At 66.0% G+C, this 19,577-nt stretch carries 13 protein-coding genes and 1 pseudogene; 7 read left to right on the top strand and 7 right to left on the bottom strand.

The annotated features are described in order from the left end of the window. The 6 genes and pseudogenes from C0617_RS10550 to C0617_RS10525 all read right to left on the bottom strand — a co-directional run. Nucleotides 1-2,352: pseudogene (locus C0617_RS10550) on the bottom strand (hypothetical protein); the annotation flags it as partial. Between the two features lie 385 nt (nucleotides 2,353-2,737). Then, the gene (locus C0617_RS10545) at nucleotides 2,738-3,808 is read right to left on the bottom strand and encodes a CxxxxCH/CxxCH domain-containing protein (protein WP_291316987.1); all 1,071 of its coding nucleotides are present in this window, start codon (nucleotides 3,806-3,808) and stop codon (nucleotides 2,738-2,740) included. A 29-nt stretch (nucleotides 3,809-3,837) separates the two neighbouring features. Further along, entirely contained in the window at nucleotides 3,838-4,305 is a 468-nt protein-coding gene (locus C0617_RS10540) for a cytochrome C (protein ID WP_291316986.1), read from the bottom strand. Between the two features lie 35 nt (nucleotides 4,306-4,340). Further along, nucleotides 4,341-5,624 (bottom strand): hypothetical protein, encoded by a 1,284-nt coding sequence (locus tag C0617_RS10535; RefSeq protein WP_291316985.1) that lies wholly within the window; start codon nucleotides 5,622-5,624, stop codon nucleotides 4,341-4,343. Nucleotides 5,625-5,996: 372 nt separating this feature from the next. Continuing rightward, complete coding sequence (locus C0617_RS10530; protein WP_291316984.1) at nucleotides 5,997-8,036, bottom strand: UvrD-helicase domain-containing protein; 2,040 nt, start codon at nucleotides 8,034-8,036, stop codon at nucleotides 5,997-5,999. A 361-nt stretch (nucleotides 8,037-8,397) separates the two neighbouring features. After that, entirely contained in the window at nucleotides 8,398-9,321 is a 924-nt protein-coding gene (locus C0617_RS10525; protein WP_291316983.1) for a TIGR01212 family radical SAM protein, read from the bottom strand. Nucleotides 9,322-9,513: 192 nt separating this feature from the next. Between C0617_RS10525 and C0617_RS10520 the strand changes: the two genes are divergently transcribed. The 5 genes from C0617_RS10520 to C0617_RS10500 all read left to right on the top strand — a co-directional run bounded on the left by C0617_RS10520 (nucleotide 9,514) and on the right by C0617_RS10500 (nucleotide 16,123). Then, nucleotides 9,514-11,157 (top strand): ATP-binding protein, encoded by a 1,644-nt coding sequence (locus C0617_RS10520; RefSeq protein WP_291316982.1) that lies wholly within the window; start codon nucleotides 9,514-9,516, stop codon nucleotides 11,155-11,157. Continuing rightward, nucleotides 11,135-11,512 (top strand): response regulator, encoded by a 378-nt coding sequence (locus C0617_RS10515; RefSeq protein ID WP_291316981.1) that lies wholly within the window; start codon nucleotides 11,135-11,137, stop codon nucleotides 11,510-11,512. The genes C0617_RS10520 and C0617_RS10515 overlap by 23 nt, the downstream gene beginning before the upstream one ends. 91 nt (nucleotides 11,513-11,603) lie before the next feature. Further along, nucleotides 11,604-14,132, top strand: coding sequence for a mannose-1-phosphate guanyltransferase (locus C0617_RS10510; RefSeq protein ID WP_291316980.1), 2,529 nt, complete (start codon nucleotides 11,604-11,606; stop codon nucleotides 14,130-14,132). 74 nt (nucleotides 14,133-14,206) lie between these two features. Continuing rightward, nucleotides 14,207-15,247, top strand: a complete 1,041-nt coding sequence (galT, locus tag C0617_RS10505) for a galactose-1-phosphate uridylyltransferase (RefSeq protein WP_291316979.1) — start codon at nucleotides 14,207-14,209, stop codon at nucleotides 15,245-15,247. Between the two features lie 9 nt (nucleotides 15,248-15,256). Continuing rightward, nucleotides 15,257-16,123, top strand: coding sequence for a hypothetical protein (locus C0617_RS10500; RefSeq protein WP_291316978.1), 867 nt, complete (start codon nucleotides 15,257-15,259; stop codon nucleotides 16,121-16,123). 32 nt (nucleotides 16,124-16,155) lie between these two features. On the opposite strand, the gene C0617_RS10495 is transcribed toward C0617_RS10500, so the two are convergent. Then, entirely contained in the window at nucleotides 16,156-16,293 is a 138-nt protein-coding gene (locus C0617_RS10495) for a hypothetical protein (protein WP_291316977.1), read from the bottom strand. Here C0617_RS10495 and C0617_RS10490 point away from each other — a divergent pair. Together C0617_RS10490 and C0617_RS10485 are read left to right on the top strand one after the other, a co-directional pair. Next, on the top strand, nucleotides 16,235-17,698 hold the full coding sequence (locus C0617_RS10490) for an alpha-amylase family glycosyl hydrolase (protein WP_365889194.1): 1,464 nt from the start codon (nucleotides 16,235-16,237) through the stop codon (nucleotides 17,696-17,698). The two genes, C0617_RS10495 and C0617_RS10490, sit on opposite strands and share 59 nt — an antisense overlap. After that, nucleotides 17,699-19,577: glycogen/starch synthase (locus tag C0617_RS10485; RefSeq protein ID WP_291316976.1), on the top strand; the 1,879-nt coding region annotated here is incomplete at its 3' end.

Here is a 19,577-nt window from a genome sequence, read left to right as displayed (position 1 = left end):
AACGCCCGACTCGCGGCCCTGGTGACAGGCCATGCAGATGTTGCTGTCGTCGCCCAGGCTCTGGGTGGCCCCGGAGGGGAACTCCACGTCGAACAGGGGATCGCCGGCCACCGCCACGTCGTAGCGGGTGCTGGCGTCGGCGGCCAGAGAGGGTGCCGTGCCGTTAACGTGGCAGACTCCACAGGAGACGACCTGCCCCAGCGGGGCCGCTTCATCGACGCTGCCGTCCTCGGCGAAATCGATATAACCGTCCTGGCTGTGGCACTTGGCGCAGCTGGTCGAAATGTCGCCGTCCTCGTTCCAGTGGTTGAAGGCATTGTCGTCCTTGCCCTCGGGAATGGCGTAAGAGGCATGGCCGGAGGTGAGCCACTGGCCGAAGACCAGGTTGGTCGGAGTCTCACCGAACTTGGCGTAGTAGGCGGCCTGAAGGGCTGTCAACTCCTCGTCGCTGCTGGCGCTGTGGCAATCGGCGTTGCAGGAGTTGGGCACGCCCGCCGAGGGAGCCGTGGACAGGGAGGCCGAAGGCTGGATGATGCCGAAGACGTGGGAGCGGATGTCGTAGCTGAGGCCCGTCTTGGCTGTCAGAGGCATGTGGCACTCGACGCAGTTGCTCGCCCCGTCATTGTCCCCGCCGCTGCCGTCCTGGTTGGTCGGGTCGTAATAGTGCTGGCTGTGGGCCGAGACGGCCTCCTTGATCGTCGCCACCTCGTTGTTGAACTGGCCGTTGAGGCTGACGTTGGCGATCTCTTCGGCGGTCAGGCCGAAGTCGGCATAGTGACAGGAGAGGCAGAGGGTGTTGTCCTCGTTGGCGGTCGAAATGGTCACCCCGCTCGCCTCATCGACATAGGACGTAACGATCTGGTTGCCTGCCGGGGCCCGGTTGTCGTGAGCGGTGTGGCAGTTGAAACAGCGGACCACGGCATGGGGGCTGTTGATCATGTCGATCCACTGCTGATGGTGCCTCCTGGATGTCACGAAGTTGCCGCCCGAGGGCTCGCCCCCCCAGTACTGACCGTTGAACTGCCCCGCATCGAGGCCGGAACCGGTCGCAGCGGCAGATCCCGCATCCCAGACGTAGTACTGAGCCAGGGTCGCACCGGGAAGGCCTTCGGGGAAGGTCACAACCTCGCCGCCAGGCCCGGCCTTTGCCGGGAAGGGGGTCCTCGCCGGGCTGTCAGCGCTCGCCTCGGCAAGGAAATCGGTAAAGGTGTCGAAGGACTGGCCCCGGATATGGCACTGACCACAGACCATGTTGGCCTCGGCCACGGTCAGGTCGGCCGGGTCGACGATGTCAGCCGGGTCCTGGGTCTTGACGTGGATGCTCCCCGGGCCGTGACAGCCCTCGCAACCGATGTTGATTTCGTCGAGGTTGCCGTCGCCGTCGAAGTCGACGGTGCCGTTGGGGTCGGCGGAGGAGAGGGTGGAGACAGTCGGCGTGTCGGCCTCGTCGATCGCCCCGAGGGAGAGTTTGATCCCCCGGTTAATGGTGTCGGCGTAGAACTCGCCGCCTTTTTCCTGCTGCGGGGAGAAATCCAGGGGCTCCCTGAGCACCAACTTGTGCAGGGTCAGGCCCCAGTTCTCGTACCCGCCGTGACAGGAGAGGCAGGCGCTGGAGCCGACGTAGGTGCGCGCCCCTTCCGCATCGCCGTAGTCCACTGAAAGGTTGCCGGGATCGGCCGCCTCCTGGCCTATGGCGTTGCGGGCGAGGGTGTAGCCGGTGAAGTGACAGCCGGCACAGTTCCCGTCAAAGGCATGGTTGTTAGCCGGCGTGGTCAGGGAGTCGGAACCGAGATTCCACCACCTTTCGCCGTGGTAGTTCACCCACTTCTTGTCCAGACCGCCGGTCGGCGCGGAGCGCACGTCATACTTGTCGTTGAACTGAAGTGGCGAGATGTGCTTGCTGGGGGTGTTCGGCAGGGTGACTACGAAGCGCTGCTTGTAGTTGGCCTCGCAGCCGTAGGTAAAGAAGACGGGATAGGTAGCCGTATCAGAGGGGTCAAGGAGGTTCTGGAGCTTGAGGTCGTAGGAATCCCCCTCCACGATCACTGCGGAGAACTTCTTGTCGAAGCCGTCAGCACTGGCCGGCAGAGCATCGATGGCTGTTGCGCCGAAACCGAGCTCGTAGTGGGTCTTCCACCCGCCTTCGCCGTCAGTGTAGTAGGCGACCACTTCGGCCAACGCCGGGTTGGGAACGATCCCGGCACCGGGTCCTGCCGGGCCGGGCTCACCGGGCTCACCCTGCTCACCCTGGGGACCCGTAGGCCCCTGGGCGCCGGGCGCTCCATCGCTCCCGTCGTCCCCTTCGCAGCCGAACAGCCCAAGGGCCAGTACCATGAAGGTCAACAGTAACATCCTGGGAAACTTCTTAAAGATCTGCATCATTTTCTCCCTTTCGGTTGGCAGTCGTTGTTGCCTGAAGCAAAAACCTCCTTCGAAAATCCCTTTCCTTTCGGAAGACATCCCCTGCTCTCCCTCACCTCCAATCTGTAAAAGTTTCTATTTCCTGCATAAGGGTCGCCTCTCAGGGAGGCAAGAAACACCTAATTTTCTTGAAAAACCACTCTAAAATGGATATCAGCAGAAGAGATTTTGTCAATGTGAACAGTTAAATAAATATTCTCTGCTCAAAAGACGCCGAGGGGGAGGATGCGGCCGACCGGGCGGGCCCTTTAATACGGGAGAATGGAGGTGGGAGGGGAAAAGAGAGGGGGCCCGTGCGGGCCCCCTCGGTGTGTCGCTAGTCCCAGTCCCGGGTCTGTCCGGGATGGCAGACGGTCAATCCGGGAGGCGCGGGCGAGGGGATGAAGCACGATTCGCCGTTGTAGTTCATATTTATGTTTATGGTGTCGGCCGGGTCCTGCTCGAAAGCCGGCGTGTCCAGCCCGCTGAAATGGTTGGGCACCGGTGGCGTCGGCTCGGCCAGTCGGGCCGGATCGTGGCAGGTGGCGCAGACGACGAAGGGGACATGGAAGTCGTGCTCCCCCGATTCGAAGCTGTTGGGCTCTGCGTCGCCGAAGGCATGGCACGCTTCGCATTCGGCATCGACCTCGAGGGCGCCATCCAGCCAGGCAGGGGTGGCCTGGCCACCGTGGCAGCTGAGGCCGGCGCAACTGCCGCTGCCGGCGGAATAGGTCGCCGGACCGGCGTTGGCGTCGTAGGTCGCGGGGAAGGCGACGTCCGCAGGCTCGAACTCGTCATAGTGGTCGACGCTGCCGGTCCCGGCCCCCTGGTGACAGGTGTCGCAGACCCCCGTGACCCCCACCAGGGCGTCGTGCCCGGCGTGGGCACCCTCCCGGTTGGGGCCGACGTCCCCCGCCGGGGCGAGGCTGTCGGGCGGCGCATTGTGACAGGAGGCGCAGTCCCCCACGACGAGGGGGTCGCCGGCCGTGTGGCAGTCGGCGCAGGCCGGCTCGATGCCGAGCTCGACGTGGCAACCCAGACAGGGGTCGGAATTGGTCCGGGCGGCCTCGACGTGGCCGCTGGGCAACAGCCAGGCGTCCCCCACGGGATGGGGGACCCCGCCCTGGCCCGGCCCGTCTGGATGGCAGCCGACGGTGGTGCCGTCCTCGCGGGTGTAGTTGGCGGAGAAACAGCTCGGATTATCGAACTCCCCCCCGGTGTCGGGCCCGTCGGTCTTGTGGCACAGGGCGCAGCTGCCCGGGTCCTGGAAGGCCGCAGCCGGGTGCGCCGCAAGCCATCCGTCGGGGTGGGCCTGGCTCACCAGCGGGGCGCTCGAATTCCCGTCGGAACACCCGCTGCAAAGGGTCCCGAGAATCACCAGTAGCAGTGGTACTGTTCGTCTAAGCATGATCGATCCCTCCTTGCTGGGGCAAATGCCTAGCCATGGCAGGAAACGCAGGTTCGGGACGACTTGGGATTGCCGTTGCAGCGGAAACAGGAGGTGGGGTCAATCCGCCCGTCGATCCGGTGACGGGAGAGGTAATCGCCGCGGTGGGGCATGCGACGGAAGTTCCCCGTCTGGTCCTTCAGGGAAGGCTTCAGCTCGACCCGGGTGGCATGGCAGTCGTTGCAGAAACTGGTAGAGTGGCACAGGTTGCAGGTTCGCTCCCCCTGGTAGGCCGCCTGACGGTGGTTATCGGCCCAGAGGACCGTGTGGTTGAACCGCCCGTAAGGGACCCGCTCTCCCCGGGCCTCATGGCACTCGGTGCAGACCGGCCGACCTTCCTCCATTTCCACCGGATGGCGTGCCGGAAATTCATGCCCCCCCTGCAGCTTGGCGCAGGCCGCGAGCAGGCCGAGGCCAAGAGGCAGAATCGTCACCAACAGCAAAATTCGTTTCAACATTGCATAACTCCCAATGAAAAGGATCGCTCGATCCGCTATCGGTCAAAGGCATATTTCGCCAGCACCATGCCCCGTAGGTCCTCCTCGAGGTAGGGGTCGGCGCTGTAGTCCCCGGACACCCTGATCTCCAGGGCATCGGAAAGGAACCGGCTGCCGGCGCCCAGGGAGAGGAACAGGGAAGCGTCCTCGCCGTAGATTTCCTCGTCGTAGAAGACGTAGACGATATCGCCGGTGACGAACCCCGAGCTCAGCACCTGCGGCGGCCGGTCCCAGTAGAAATAGGCCCGGGTGAGCAGGTAGTCGTTCGCCTTGTCGTCCCCCTCCATGAAGCCGAATTCGCCGCCGAACTCAGGCAGGTCCTCCCCGCGCCACGTTGCCGTGCCGGCATAGTAGCGGGAGGAGTCTCCCCGCAGGTCGTAATCGTAGAATTTCACCTTGGCGCCCAGGTCCCAGTCCTCAGCGCCGAACCAGAGGAGGTCCCCGCCGTAGACCCTCAGCTGTTCCTCGGTTCCGGCCAGAAACCGGAAGGGCTGGGCACTGTTGGCCCCCTCCGTGAAGTAGTGGTCGTATTCGAAGACCTCGAGGTAGGGCCGCAGGTGGAAGTCCATCACCGGAATGGCCAGCTGGTAGAAGTGCTCCCCCCACCCCTCCGTGTCGAGGTTGCGGGAGGAGTAGCCGTACAGGTCGATCCCCATCGGCAGCGCCAGGGAGAGATCGACGCCGAGAGACTCCTCGGCCTGCTCGTCGTCGTTGTCCACACTCTTGTAGGACAGGCCGACGTTGTAGTGGGTGCCGAGATGGTGGGCGAGCCGCCCCCCCCAGATACTGTCGCCGCTGCGCCCGTTTTCCGAGTCGAGGGCCACGGGCTGGCCGCCGTATGCGGAGACGGAGAAATACGGGGTCAGGTCGCCGTCCAGCCGCAACCCGTCGATGGCCTCGTCGGCCACCCCCTCGAAGACATACTGGCGGCCGAGGCGCAGGCCGAAGTTGGCCGCCGGCCCCAGATACTCGATGTAGCCGTAGAGGAGCTCCCCGGCGGAGTCGTAGGCGTAGAACTCCCCGTCCCCCAGGTCGGCCCGGCCCCACCCGTAGAGATGAAAGGAGAGCCCCCTGGAGTCCAGTTCCCCGAAATCGGCCCGCAGGTACTCGTAAAGGGGGGCGACGGCGGCATCCTCCTCCGTCGGGGAGTCCCGCTCGAAGACCCGCAGCAAGGTGTCCGATTCCAGGTGAATGGCGGCTCCGGAGACCGCCGCCGGAAGACACAGGCTCAGGACCAGGCTGGCCGACAAAAGGATTTTGAAATGGCCGGGTAATTTCATGACACCCCCCTGACAGAAGAAAAATGATGCACCCTGCCAGGGGTTGACCGATTCAGATGGACGGGCCGGCAGGACACAAACTCTCCATACAAAATTCAAGACTACCTGATATTATTCAAATTTCAAGCCGCTGCCGCCGAATCGAACCAGCCAGAACCGCTCTCCTCCCCCCAAAAAAGGTCAAGCCATATCACGGCCTTTCCAAAGCAGAGGCAGGGTCACAGAGGGAAAAGAATGATCCCGGCAGAGACGGCTTGTTTTGTCCTTCTCCGCCCCTGGGAGATTCCGCGCTGCACTTTTTGTTTCGGCCGTGGCGCCAAAACAAAAAGCCGGCCCGTAAAGGCCGGCGTCCTGATTGTACCTGCATCGCCCCTAGTCCCCCAGCAGGGCCTTGATCCCGGAGAAGAAGCTGTTCGCCTGCTCTTCCTGCTCCTCCTCGCTGGCCGGAGGCCGGGCGGTGCTGCCCTGCTCGTCGAGCAGTTCGGCGGGGATCTCCTCCATAAAGCGGCTCGGGACTCGGGGGTGCGGTTTGCCGTACTTTTTGCGCTGGGCGGCGTTGAGAAGCAGCAGGTGGCGCCGGGCGCGGGTGATCCCGACGTAGCAAAGGCGCCGCTCCTCGTCGATGTCGAAGGTCTCCTCGATCGACTTGCGGTGGGGCAGGAAGCCCTCCTCCATCCCGGCCAGGAAGACAACCGGGAACTCGAGCCCCTTGCTGGAATGGAGGCTCATCAGGGTCACCGCGTCCTGGGCCAGCTTGCTGTCCTTGTCGCCGCGGCCCGGACCCTCGTCGTCAAGCAGGGAGACCTTGCCCAGAAAGCCCTCCAGGGTCGGGCTGCCTTCGCGCTCCTCGAAGGAGGCGAGAGCGTTGACCACCTCCTCCAGGTTGTCGAGGCGCCGCCGGGCCCGGGTCGGGTCCTCGGCCCCCCGGAAGATCTCGTCCTCGAGTCGGATCTCGCCGAACAGGTCCCGGGCGGCCACCGCCAGAGAAGGCGTCCGGGAGAAGCGTCGCCGATAGCGCTCCATGAGCTCCACGAAGGCGACGATGGCCTCGCACGGCTTGGCTCCGAGGTCCTCCACCGCGGAGGGGTTCCGGAGAACCTCCCAGAGCGGGGTTTCGGCCTCGCTCGAATGGCGGATCAAGCGGTCGGCGGTGGTCTCCCCAATGCCCCGCCGGGGGTAGTTGAGGATACGCAACAGGTTCACCTCGTCGCGGGAATTAACCAGCACCCGCAGATAGGCCAGGGCGTCCTTGACCTCCTTGCGGTCGAAGAACTGCTGCCCGCCGATAAGGACGTAGGGAACATTCTCGTAGCGCAGCTGCTCCTCGAAGGCCCGGGACTGGGTGTTGGTCCGGTAGAGGATGGCGAAGTCGCGGCAGGCAAGATCGTTCCGAAAGCGCTCGGCATGTATGCGCTCCACCACCGTGCGCGCCTCGTCCTCCTCGTCGTCGCAGCGCAGGTACTCGATGCAGCGTCCCTCGCCCCCGGCGGTCCACAGGGCCTTCTCCTTGCGCTTCTTGTTTTTCCGGATCACGGCGTTGGCCGCAGCCAGAATGTTGCCCGTGGAGCGGTAGTTCTGCTCCAGCTTGACCACCGTGGTGCCCGGAAAATCCCCCTCGAACTTGAGGATGTTCTCCGGCTCGGCGCCTCGCCAGCCGTAGATCGACTGATCGTCGTCCCCCACCACGCAGAGGTTGCGGTGCCCCTCGGCCAGGAGACACAGGAGCTCGTACTGGGCGGCGTTGGTGTCCTGGTACTCGTCCACCATGATGTAGCGGAAGCGCTCCTGGTACTTGGTCAGCACCTCGGGGTGCTCGCGAAACAGGCGCACCGCCAGCATGAGCAGGTCGTCGAAGTCGAGGGCGTTGTAGGCCTTGAGGGCCTTCTGGTAGCGAGCGTAGGTCTCGGCCGCCAGCGGCTGGTCCGCCCCCCCCCCTGCGGACGAAAAGTCGCCGGGTCCCTGCAGGCGGTTCTTGGCGTCGGAGATCAGCCACAGGACCCGCTCGGCGTCGCCCCGCTGTCCGTCCTTTCCCAGTTCCTGGAGGATGTCCCTGATCAGGCGCACCTGATCGGCGGTGCCGTAGATGGAGAAATTTTTCTTGTAGCCCAGCCGCTCGATCTCCTCCTTGAGGATGCGTACGCACAGGGAGTGGAAGGTGCTGATGACCATCCCCTTGACGGCCCTGCGCCCGACCTCCTCCTTGACCCGCTCGTGCATTTCGCGGGCCGCCTTGTTGGTAAAAGTCACGGCGAGGATCCGGCCCGCCTCCACCCCGTGATGCCGGAGCAGGTACCCGATGCGGCAGGTGATGACCCGGGTCTTGCCCGAGCCGGCGCCGGCGAAAACCAGCAGGGGCCCTTCGCAATGGCAAACGGCGGCCCGCTGCTGGGGATTCAACAGGTTCAAATCCATCCGATCTCTCTTTCCCGATATGAAAAGCAGCCGAAGTCCGCTTCGGGACCCGGCTGTCTGACAGGTTGAAGGCTGCGAGGGAGCCCCCCCGCGCGAACCCGGCCCGGCAAGGATTCATTTCAGCCCTTGATTTTTGCTGCTGCTTTTTGTATCTTCTGCGCCATGACACGAATTCTTGTTATCGCCATCGGTGTGGTCTGGGCCTCTCTGCTCCTTATTTCCTGGGGCGGTTCGGCCGAGCAACCAGCCGCACAGGCCGTCCCCGCCATCGCGGAACGTCCCCATTCCTGAGCCGGCCCCGGCGCATTGATCCCCTTCCCCAGGCCGACCGGCCCTGGGGCGCACCATCCTTCTCCCAATCTCACCCCGACCGCCCTGCCCGGCACCCCTGAACGCTTCCCCGGAACTCCAGTTCCGCGTCGATGGCGTTGAGCACCTCCCACTTGTTGAGGGACCAGAGGGGGGCCAGGAGTAGATCCCGCGGCCCGTCACCGGTCAACCGGTGGATCAGGGTGTCGGGATGGAGCCTCTCGAGGAAATCGGCCACCAGCGAAACGTACTCCTGTTGACCGAGGATCTCGACCCCCCCCTCGCGGTAGATGTCCCCGAGGGGCGTTCCGTCGAGAACGTGCAGCAGGTGGATCTTGATTCCGTCAACCCGCAAACGCGCCATCTCCTCCGCCGTGGCCAGCATCTCCTCGCGGCCCTCCCCGGGCAGTCCGATAATGACGTGGACGCAGACCCTCAGGCCGCGCCGCCGCGCCCCCTCGTAGGCATCCAGGAAGGTCCCGTAGTCGTGGCCGCGGCGCAATCGGGCCAGGGTCGAACCGTGAACGCTCTGCAGGCCCAGCTCGAGCCAGAAATAGGTCCGTCGGTGGTATTCGGCGAGCAGGTCGAGCACGTCGCCGGGCAGGCAGTCCGGGCGGGTCCCGACTGCCAGGCCGACCACCCCCGGCACCGCGAGGGCCTCGTCGTAGAGGACGCGCAGGCGCTCGGCGGGAGCGTTGGTGTTGGAGAAGGGCTGGAAATAGGCCAGAAAACTGCCGGCCTTGTACTTGCGGACCATCACCTCCTTGCCCCGCTCGATCTGCCCGGCCACCGGGACCCCCCTTTCGATCCCGACCGCCCCGGAGCCGCCCGGGTCACAGAAGAGGCATCCGGGCAGGTCGCGGGTTCCCCCCCGGTTGGGGCAGGCGAACCCGGCATCGACGGAAATCTTGTGCACCCGCCCGCCGAAGCGGCCCTTCAGGTGCTCTGAAAAGAGGTTGTAGCGTTTCTGTTGCATGACTGGAAATATGCCACCTCCGCCCCCTCCAAGGCAAGGGGAAAGGGCCCTTACCCTCTCCCGCCCTGGCACCGCCTCCCCTCGCAGAAAAACGATCCCCGCACATTGCATCCCCACCAAGCCCTGCTATAATTCTGGCTAATTTTTTGCCGTGATCCCAGAATGATTCCTCCCGCTTTTCCGGATTTCCCCATGGACAATGGCTGTTGCTGGCACAAGGAACAGATCGCACCGGAGGACTGCCCCTACGTCCGCCCGGGGGAGTCCGAGCTGCTCCTCAACCGCAAAAAGCGCATCCTGAAGCGCTGCTTCGAGTGCCCGCATTTCATGGAGGGGCTCAAAGGCCTCGACAAAGACCCGGGCGACCCGGTGAGCCTTGTCCCCTGCCTCCTCGACGAATTGCAGGCGCTTCGGATCCAGACCAGGGAACTCTCCGGGCAGATCGAGGTCCGCAACCGGGAAGTCAAGTTTCTCCACGAAGTCAGCCTGGTGCTGCAGACCTCCGTGGACCGCGACGAGGTCATCGCCATGGCCCTCACCGCGGTCACCTCCGGCAAAGGCTTCGGCCTCAACCGGGCGATCCTGCTTCTGGTGGACAAGGAGCGTCATAGCCTCAAGGGGTATTTCGCCGTCGGACCGGGCAAGGAAGAGGATGCCGGCCGCCTCTGGCGGGAGATCGAGGATCACAACTACACCCTGAGGGAGATGGCCCGCCTCTTCTTCGAGCAGAGGATGGCGGCGGAGAGGGAGAAATTCAAGGGACTTCTGGAAAAACTCTCAACGCCCCTGAGCCGAGGCGACCACCTCTTTATACGCACCCTCAACGGCCAGCTCTCGCGCCACGTCGAAGACCTCTCCCGGGAGTCGGGAATCGACCCCGAACAGATCGCGGCCCTCGGGGTGACCGAGGTGGTCCTGGTTCCCCTGGTCAGCAAGGAACGACGCATCGGCCTGCTGATCGCCGACAACGTCATCAACCGCCGGCCCATCTCCACCGAGGACCTCCATTCCCTGGAGACCTTCGCCCTGCCGGTCTCCTTCGCCATCGAGCGGGCCGCCCTCTACGAGCGCCTGCAGGAGGAACTGGTCAAGTTGACCGAGGCCCACCAGCGCCTTCAGGATCAGCAGGAGCTGATCCTGCGCATGGAGAAAATGGCCCTGGTGGGAAAGATCACCGCCAACATCGCCCACTCCATCCGCAACCCGCTGACCATCATCGGGGGCTTCGCCCGCAGCCTGATCAAGAACATCCCCCCCGAGGACGAGAAGCGGCGGCACATCGAATCGATCGTGCGCGAAGCCCGGCGCCTGGAGGAAGTCCTGCAGGAGGTGCTCAACTATTCCGAGTCGCTCCACCCCACCTTCGACCTGTGGGACGTCAACCAGCTAGCCACCGGGGTCTACGGCGGCCTGCGCGAGGACCTGGAGCTGAGCGTGATCGACTGCCGTCTCGATCTCCAGCCGGGTCTTCCCATGATTCAACTCGATTACAAGAAGATGGTCTACTGCCTGCGCAGCATTATCAACAACGCCATCGAGGCCCTGCCCCGGGGGGGCAGCCTCGGCATCCGCACCAGCGGCGTGGGGGACGATCTGCAGATTACCGTTACCGACAGCGGCCCGGGCATCAGCCCGGACGTGCTCCGCTCGGTCACCTCCCCCTTCTTCTCCACAAAGGAGGAGGGGAGCGGCCTGGGGCTCTCCCTCTGCGCCCGCATCCTGGAGGCACACGGGGCGACCCTGGATATCGAAGGTTGCGAAGGGGACGGAACAGCCTTCACCATACACATGAAAACACCTAAGGAGGAGAATCATGGCTCGACTTCTGGTGGTTGATGACGAAAGAGACATCCGCCATCTCTACGCCGCGGAACTCAGCGACGAGGGGTACAAAGTGGAAACAGCCGGCACCGGCAGCGAGGCGGCTGCCCTGCTGGAGGGGCAGGCCTTCGACCTGGTGGTGCTGGACATCCAGATGAAGGGGGAGAGCGGCCTGCAGGTCCTGCAGAAGATCGTCAAGGAGCGCTCCGACCTGCCGGTAGTCCTATGCACCGCCTTCAGCTGCTACAAGGACGACTTCTCCTCGTGGCTGGCCGATGCCTACGTGGTCAAGAGTTCGGACCTTACCGAGCTGAAGGGGGAGATCCGGCGCCTGCTGGAAAAAAAGGAAAGCAGCTTACGAAGACCTTGAAATGCGGCCCCACAATGCCCATCCCGGGACCTGTGCCCGTTGTCATCCAATGGCCGCCTCGTGAATTTTTTCATGCAAAGGAGCGTTTTTAATGAAAGCAGTCCTCATGGCGGGTGGTTTCGGCACCCGCATCCAGCCGTTGACAATCAACCTGCCCAAACCGATGATTCCCCTGGTCAACCGTCCCATCATGACGCACATCATCGAACTGCTCAAGAAGCACGGCATCGATGAACTGATCCTGCTCCTCTACCACCAGCCTGAGACCATCAAGAACTTCTTCGGCGACGGCAGCGAGTTCGGCGTTCGAATCACCTACGTCACCCCCCTGGAGGACCTCGGCACGGCCGGGGCGGTCAAGGCGGCGGCCAAGTTCCTCGACGAACGCTTCATGATCATCAGCGGCGACCTGCTCACCGACTTCGACCTCTCCCGGGTCCTCGCCTTCCACGAGGAGAAAGGGGCCAGGGCCACCATCACCCTCACCTCGGTCAAGGACCCCCTGCAGTTCGGGGTGGTCATCACCGACAAGGAGGGGCGCATCAACAAGTTCCTCGAGAAGCCGGGCTGGGGGGAGGTCTTCTCCGACACCATCAACACCGGCATCTACGTTCTCGAGCCCGAAGTGCTCGACCTGATCCCCGAGGGGGAGAACCGCGACTGGTCCCAGGACATCTTTCCCCGGATGCTGGCCGAGAGCGCTCCCCTGTTCGGCTGCAACCTGAAGGGCTACTGGGCCGACATCGGCAACACCGACGCCTACTTGGAGGCCTGCGGGGACATCTGCCGGGGCAAGGTCAAGATCGGGATCAAGGGCGAGAGGCGCGGCGGCGAGGACAAGCAGGTCTTCCTCGGCCGGGAGGCCCGGGTGGAGAGGGACGACCTCTCCCTGCTCGAGGGGATGGTGGTCCTCGGCGGCAACACCCAGGTGCTGGGGCAGTCGCGGCTCAAGAACTGCGTCGTGGGCCGCAACTGCACCATCGAGGACGGCGCCGAACTGGAGGACGCCGTCCTCTGGGACAACGTCTACCTCAAGCGCGGCTGCCGCATCCGCGGGGCGGTCCTCGGCCACAACGTCCGGGCAGGCCAGGGGGTGGTGATCGAGGAGGCCGCCATCGTCGGCGACGAAACCACGATCGGCGACGAAGCCTACCTCAAGAAGGACGTCAAGGTCTGGCCCCGCAAGGTCATCGAGGGGGGGGCGATCGTCACCACCAACCTGATCTGGGGGGAGAAGTGGCGCAAGAGCCTCTTCGAGGGGGCCCTGGTCCGCGGCCTGACCAACGTGGAGCTGACCCCCGAGTTCACCGCCAAGCTCGGCGCGGCCTACGGCTCGACCCTGCCGAAGGACGCCTTCATCATTGCCGGGCGCGACGCGGTGCGCTCCTCGCGGATGCTCAAGCGCTCCTTTGTCGGGGGGCTGCTCTCGGCCGGGGTCAACGTCCGCGACGTCAAGATGGTCTCCCTGCCGGTGCTGCGCAACAAGCTGGCCACCTTCGGCGAGGTCGGCGGGGTCCACTTCCGCCAGTCCCCCGAGGACCCCGCGGCCACGGAGATCATCTTCTTCGACGCCGACGGCCTGGAAATCTCCTCCTCCATGGCCAAGGGGATCGAGCGCGTCTACTTCAATGAGAACTTCCGCCGGGTGCACTATTCCCAGCCGGGAGCCATCTCCGAGATCCCCCGCATCTACGACTATTACCGGGAAGGGTTCCTGCGCGCCCTCGACGCCGAGGCCCTGCGCGCAGCCCGGCCGAAGGTGGTGGTCGACCTCAACCACTCCCCGGCCGGCGACCTCCTCCCCGCCCTCCTCAGCGAACTGGGCTGCGAGGTGATCGAGCTCAACTCCCACGTCCACGAAAGCCAGAGCGTCCCTGACGCCGAGCAGGCCGAAAAGGCCCTCGACCAGCTCTCCCTCATCGTGGTGACCCTGGGGGCCACCGCCGGGTTCTGGGTGGGACCGTCGGGGGAACGGGTCTGCCTCGTCGACGAGGAGGGCAAGGTCCTTTCCGACCTCGAGGCCCTCTGCACCCTGGCCGCCCTGGTCTGCCGGGCCGAGAAGAACGGCAGCCTTGCGATGCCGGTCCAGGCGCCCCTGGCCATGGAGGACCTGGCCAGCAACGCGGGGATCACCGTACAGAGGACCAAGGCCGACGGCCGCTCCCTGATGGATGCGGCCCGGGACCGCAAGGTGCTCCTGGCCGCTGCGATGGACGGGCGCTTCGCCTTCCCCGCCTTCCAGTCGAGTTTCGACGCCCTGTTCACGGTGGCCAAGACCCTCGAGCTGATGGTGCGCACCGGCCTCTCCCTGACCCAGGTCTGCAAGAGCGTTCCCCGGAGGGCCTACCGCCACTTGCAGGTCCCCTGCTCCTGGGAACTCAAGGGTGGCATCATGCGCAAGATGAGCGAGGACTCGGTCGATCTGGAAGCCTCCTTTATCGACGGGGTCAAGATCCACATCGACGGCGACTGGGCCCTGATCCTGCCCGACCAGCACCGGCCGGTGGTCCACATCGTCGCCGAAGCCTCGGAAACCGCACGGGCCGAGGAGCTCATGGAAGGCTACCGGCGCAAGGTGGAGCAGTGGAAGCAGGAGTTGCTGGAGGGGCAGACCCCTTGACAGGCGCCGCCGGGGGCCGGACAATGGCCCGTCGTCCGGAACGGATCTGAAAACATCGAAGAAAGGCTTGTGCCGTGTCGGAACTGCGCTGGAATCCCCTGAGGATGAACTGGGTTATCGTTGTCAAAGAGCGGGGCCGGGGACCGCAAGACTACCACCTGGAGCGGGAGCGGGTCACCACCACCTCCTGCCCCTTCTGCTACGGCCAGGAGGCCAAAACCACCCAGGAGGTGTTCGCCATCCGCCCCGAGGCCAATCCCTCCGGCACTTCCAACTGGAAGGTCCGGGTCATCCCCAACAAGTACCCGGCCCTGCGCATCGAAGGCGATCTGGACAAGCGTGGGGTGGGCCTCTACGACGTCATGAACGGCGTCGGCGCCCACGAGGTAATCGTAGAAAGCCCCGACCATGGGCGCAGCATGGCCGATTTCTCCCCGGCCGAAATCGTCGACGTGCTCAAGGCCTACCGCGCGCGCCTGCTCGACCTGCGCAAGGATCCCCGGTTCCGCTACATCATCATCTTCAAGAACCACGGGGTCGAGGCCGGCGCCACCATCCCCCACCCCCACTCCCAGCTCATCGCCGTGCCCATCACCCCGCCGGTGGTGGCCACCAAGCTCTCGGTGTCGCGAGACTACTACCATCGCAAGGAGCGCTGCCTGATGTGCGACATGCTCGACCAGGAGCGCGAAGAGAAGGAGCGCCTCGTGCGCGACGACGACCACTTCATGGTCTTCGCCCCCTTCGCCTCGAGCTTCCCCTTCGAGTTGTGCATCGCCCCCCGCCGCCACAGCCACGACTTCGCCCTGCTCGGCGACGAGGAGCTTACGGCCCTCGCCGAGACCTTGAAGGACACCCTCTACCGCCTGCGCCACGTCCTACGCGACCCGCCCTACAACCTCGTTCTGCACAACGCGCCCCCCATGCACCTGCGCCTCGGCAAGCCCTCCCATTGGGGCTCGCTCCCCTACGACTACCACTGGCACATCGAGCTCGTCCCCCGCCTGGTGAAGACCGCCGGGTTCGAGCGGGGGACCGGCTTCCACATCAACCCCACGCCCCCCGAGCAGGCGGCCAGGTACCTGCGGGAGGCCAACCTCCCCGCGGTCCTGTAGGCCGCCGGAATGGCCCTCCCCACCATGAAGACCCGGAGCTACTTTCCCCTCGGCCTGCAGATCTCTGCCCGGGCACGGGACCAGTTCGGCCTGCCCCAGGAGCCGGTGCCCCAGCCCCCCGCCTCTCCCCTTTACCCGCTGCGGGTCCTGGCCGAGAGCCTGCGCAACAAGCGCCCCGGGGTCCCGGTCAGCGCCGGGCAGCTCAACCAGCTGGCCCTGCTCAACGAAATCTTCCGTTTCCTGGCCGGCCGCTACCTCGAGTTGCGGCGGTGCGCCATCGCGCAGGACCGGGTGGAGATCGCCGGGGAACCGGTGGAACTGCCCGCCCTGCCCCCCACCCTGGACGCCTTCGCCCGCCTTTTCCCCCCCGCCGCGGTGCTCGAAGGGACGGACCCGGCCGCCTTCCTGGAGGGGGCCGGCGAACGGCTGGCCACCGCCGTCGAGCTCTTCGTCCTCGCCACCCAGACCGCCAACCCCGCCGCCGCCGACCTGGCCGACCTGTTCCGGGACGATGAGCTGGCCGAGCGCATTCCCTACCGGCAGACCCTGGCCGAGTTCGACGAGAAACTGCGCGCGGTCCCCGCCCACGGCCTGTTCGGCCGCTCCCTGCTGGAGCTGCTGCGCGACCCCATCGAGGCGGCGCCCGACTCCCTGTCGGCCCAGCTCGGCTACATCCAGAAGATCTGGGCGCCCATCCTGCCTGCGGAGTTGCTGCGCCAGATCCAGACCTCCTTCGACGTGCTCCAGGAGGAGCAGATGCAGAGGGGCTTCGGCCCCGGCACCGCTCTGGCACCGGGCTATGGCGCCGGCGACGAGCCCGAGGCCTTCTCCCCCGACGTCGACTGGATGCCCAACGCGGTCCTCATCGCCAAGTAGGTCTATGTCTGGCTCGACCAGCTCTCGCGCCGCTACGGCCGGACCATCACCCGCCTCGACCAGATCCCCGAGGAGGAACTCGACACCCTCGCGCGCTGGGGCTTCACCTCCCTGTGGCTGATCGGCATCTGGGAGCGCTCCCCCGCCTCGGAGAAGATCAAGCGGATCATGGGCAACCCCGAGGCGGTAGCCTCGGCCTACTCCCTCTACGACTACGCCGTCTCCGGCGATCTCGGCGGCGAGGAGGCCCTGGCGGTCCTCGAAGAGCGCTGCCTGGGCCGCGGCATCCGCCTCGCCTCGGACGTCGTGCCCAACCACACCGGCATCTACTCGCGCTGGATGCGGGAGCACCCCGACTGGTACATCCAGCTCGATCATCCCCCCTACCCCGGCTACCGCTTCACCGGACCCGACCTCTCCTTCGACGGCGCCTTCAGCCTGCGCATCGAAGACGGCTACTGGGACCACTCGGACGCCGCGGTCGTCTTCCAGCACGTCGACCACGGCAGCGGCAGGGTGCGCCACATCTACCACGGCAACGACGGCACCCACATGCCCTGGAACGACACCGCCCAGCTCAACTACCTGCTGCCCGCGGTGCGCGAGGCGGTGATCCAGACCATCATCCGGGTGGCCCGCCGCTTCCGCATCATCCGCTTCGACGCGGCCATGACCCTGGCCAAAAAGCACTTCCAGCGCCTCTGGTTCCCCCGCCCCGGGGGCGGGGCCGGCGTCCCCAGCCGGGCCGAGCACCCGATGAGCCAGGAGGAGTTCGACCGGCTGCTGCCGGTCGAGTTCTGGCGCGAAGTGGTCGACCGGGTGGCCGCCGAGGCTCCCGACACCCTCCTGCTGGCCGAGGCCTTCTGGCTCATGGAGGGCTACTTCGTGCGCACCCTCGGCATGCACCGGGTCTACAACAGCGCCTTCATGAACATGCTCAAGACCGAGGAGAACGCCAAGTACCGCGGCGTCATCGGCAACATCCTCGAGTTCGAGCCAGAGATCCTCAAGCGCTTCGTCAACTTCATGAACAACCCGGACGAGGCGACCGCGGTGGAACAGTTCGGCACCGGGGACAAGTACTTCGGGGTGGCGGTCCTGCTGGCGACCATGCCTGGGCTGCCCATGTTCGGCCACGGCCAGATCGAGGGACTGCGGGAGAAGTACGGCATGGAGTACCGCCGGGCCTACTGGAACGAGACCGAGGACGAGGCCTTCGTGCGCCACCACGAGGCGCAGGTCTTCCCCCTTCTGCGCCGCCGCCACATCTTCAGCGGGGCCGAGCATTTCGTCCTCTACGATTTCGTCAGCGGCGGCCACGCCGACGAGAACGTCTTCGTCTACTCCAATCGCAGCGGCGCCGAACGGGCCCTGGTCGTCTACCACAACCGCCACGCCGAGACCGGCGGCTGGATTCGCAACGCCCGCCCCAAACTCGTCCGCACCCCGGGGGGCGAGGCGACCCACGCCGCCCCGACACTCGCCGCGGCCCTCGGCTTCGAGACCGGGATGGACTGCTACGTGCGCTTCCGCGACCACCGGGACGGCCTGGAGTACCTGAGGCAGGGGCGGTAGTTGGCCGAGGAGGGGCTTTACCTGCACCTAGGCGCCTACCAGTACCACGTCTTCCTCGACTTCCAGGAGATCCGCGACGAGGAGGGCTGCTGGGCGCAGCTGCACCAGGCGCTGGCGGGCCGCCCGGTGCCGAGCCTCGACCGGGAGCTGCGCAAGATCCGCTTCGCACCCCTCGGCGAGGCCCTGCGCCGGCTCCTCGCCCCCTCCCTGGCCGGCAGGAACCCCCTGTCGAAGGCGTCCCAAAAGCGCTTTTCAGGGGGACTGGGCGCCTTCCTGGGCGAGCTGGCCCGGGCCCTCGCCCTCCCCGGCGACCCCGGAGAGCTTGAGAGACGGACCCTCGGCAAGCTGGAAGCCCTGCCCCTGCTCACGTCCCTGAAGGGCCGCTCCCGCAGGGAACGCGAGGCCCTGGCGGAAGTGGCAACGGCCCTGGACGCCCCCCAGCGGCCGGGGCACCCGGGCCGCCTGCTGCTGCCCTATCTCGCCCTGCAGCGAAGCGGGGAGCTGACCCCGGGGGCCGACCCCGAGGGACGCGCCGCGGGGTGGATGGAGGAATGCATCCTCGAGGAGACCCTCGCCGCTCTCATGCCAGGGCCCGAGAGTGAGACCGATGCCCTCCTCGTCAAAGTTCTTCTGCGCCACCAGCGCTTCTTCGCCCCCGAGGCCCGCCGGGCCGACCTGCGGGGGCTTCTCGAGGACCCCGCGGTCCAGCACCTGCTCCAGGTCCACTGGCACGGCGAATGTCGCTGGCTGGTCAAGGAGGCGCTGGAGACGCTGCTCGAGGGACTGTTCCTGGTCGCCGCGGTGGAGGCCGCGGCCCTCTGCGCCGGGGGCCGCCGCCGGCTGCTTACGCACCTGACCGAGACCCACGCCGAGCTGGAGCGGCTGCGCACAACGGCCACGGAGGCGGGCTACCGCCTCGAGCGCTTACTGGAACTCGCCGAACAGGAGGAGCGCCGGGTCCTCTCGGCCCGCCTGGGCGAGCGCCGGCGGGCCGGGTCGCTGAAGATCCTCCTCCTCTCCTCCGAGGTCGCCCCCTTCGCCAAGACCGGGGGCCTGGCCGACGTGGCCGGCTCCCTCCCCCAGGCCCTGAAGGAGCTGGGCCACGACGTGCGGGTCATGCTCCCCTTCTACCGAAGCGTGGCCGAGTCCAGGCCCCGGCTGCGCCGCGCGGCGGCCCGGGTGGAGGTCGCCATGGAGGGGCGGCGGCGCGAAGGGATCGTCCACCGGGGGGCTCTCGGGGAGGTGCCGGTCTACTTCCTGGAGAACCGGGACTTCTTCGACCGTCCCGGCCTCTACGCATCCGCCCGGGGCGACCACCCCGACAACGCGGAGCGCTTCGGCTTCTTCTGCCGGGCGGCGCTGCAGGCCCTGCCGGGCCTCGACTTCTGCCCCGACGTGGTGCATCTCAACGACTGGCAGACCGGGCTCGCCCCCGTTCTGCTCGAAACCGAGCTGCGCCGCGACCCCTTCTTCGCCACGCTCGCCTCGCTGCTGACCATCCACAACCTCGGCTACCACGGCTCCTTCCCCCCCGAGGCGCTGCGGCAGCTGGGGATCGACCCCGCGGTCTTCTCGATGGAGGGGCTCGAGTACTACGGCCGTGCCTCCCTGCTCAAGGGAGGGATCGTCTACTCGGACCTGGTCAACACCGTCTCCGAGACCTACTGCGGGGAGATCCGAACCCCCGAGATGGGGATCGGCTTCGACGGCATCCTGCGCGCCCGGGGCAAGGACCTGCACGGCATCGTCAACGGCCTCGACCAGGCCCTCTGGGACCCCTCCGCCGACGCCGCCCTGGCCGCCCCCTTCGGCCCGGAGAACCTGCGCGGCAAGCGCGCCTGCAAGCGGGCCCTGCAGCGGGAACTGGGCCTGGAGCCCG

The organism is Desulfuromonas sp., assembly GCF_002868845.1.
Taxonomy (GTDB): domain Bacteria; phylum Desulfobacterota; class Desulfuromonadia; order Desulfuromonadales; family BM501; genus BM501.
The sequence above is the reverse complement of the archived record's forward strand: the minus strand, read 5'-3'. Positions and strand labels throughout refer to the sequence as shown.

Bases quoted from the DNA above. Each gene is read 5' to 3' on its own strand.
- C0617_RS10510 (WP_291316980.1), top strand. From the start codon at position 11,604: ATGAAAGCAGTCCTCATGGCGGGTGGTTTCGGCACCCGCATCCAGCCG.
- C0617_RS10520 (WP_291316982.1), top strand. From the start codon at position 9,514: ATGGACAATGGCTGTTGCTGGCACAAGGAACAGATCGCACCGGAGGAC.
- C0617_RS10545 (WP_291316987.1), bottom strand. From the start codon at position 3,808: ATGCTTAGACGAACAGTACCACTGCTACTGGTGATTCTCGGGACCCTT.
- C0617_RS10495 (WP_291316977.1), bottom strand. From the start codon at position 16,293: ATGATCCGCTTGATCTTCTCCGAGGCGGGGGAGCGCTCCCAGATGCCG.
- C0617_RS10530 (WP_291316984.1), bottom strand. From the start codon at position 8,036: ATGGATTTGAACCTGTTGAATCCCCAGCAGCGGGCCGCCGTTTGCCAT.
- C0617_RS10500 (WP_291316978.1), top strand. From the start codon at position 15,257: ATGGCCCTCCCCACCATGAAGACCCGGAGCTACTTTCCCCTCGGCCTG.
- C0617_RS10535 (WP_291316985.1), bottom strand. From the start codon at position 5,624: ATGAAATTACCCGGCCATTTCAAAATCCTTTTGTCGGCCAGCCTGGTC.
- C0617_RS10525 (WP_291316983.1), bottom strand. From the start codon at position 9,321: ATGCAACAGAAACGCTACAACCTCTTTTCAGAGCACCTGAAGGGCCGC.
- C0617_RS10515 (WP_291316981.1), top strand. From the start codon at position 11,135: ATGGCTCGACTTCTGGTGGTTGATGACGAAAGAGACATCCGCCATCTC.
- C0617_RS10540 (WP_291316986.1), bottom strand. From the start codon at position 4,305: ATGTTGAAACGAATTTTGCTGTTGGTGACGATTCTGCCTCTTGGCCTC.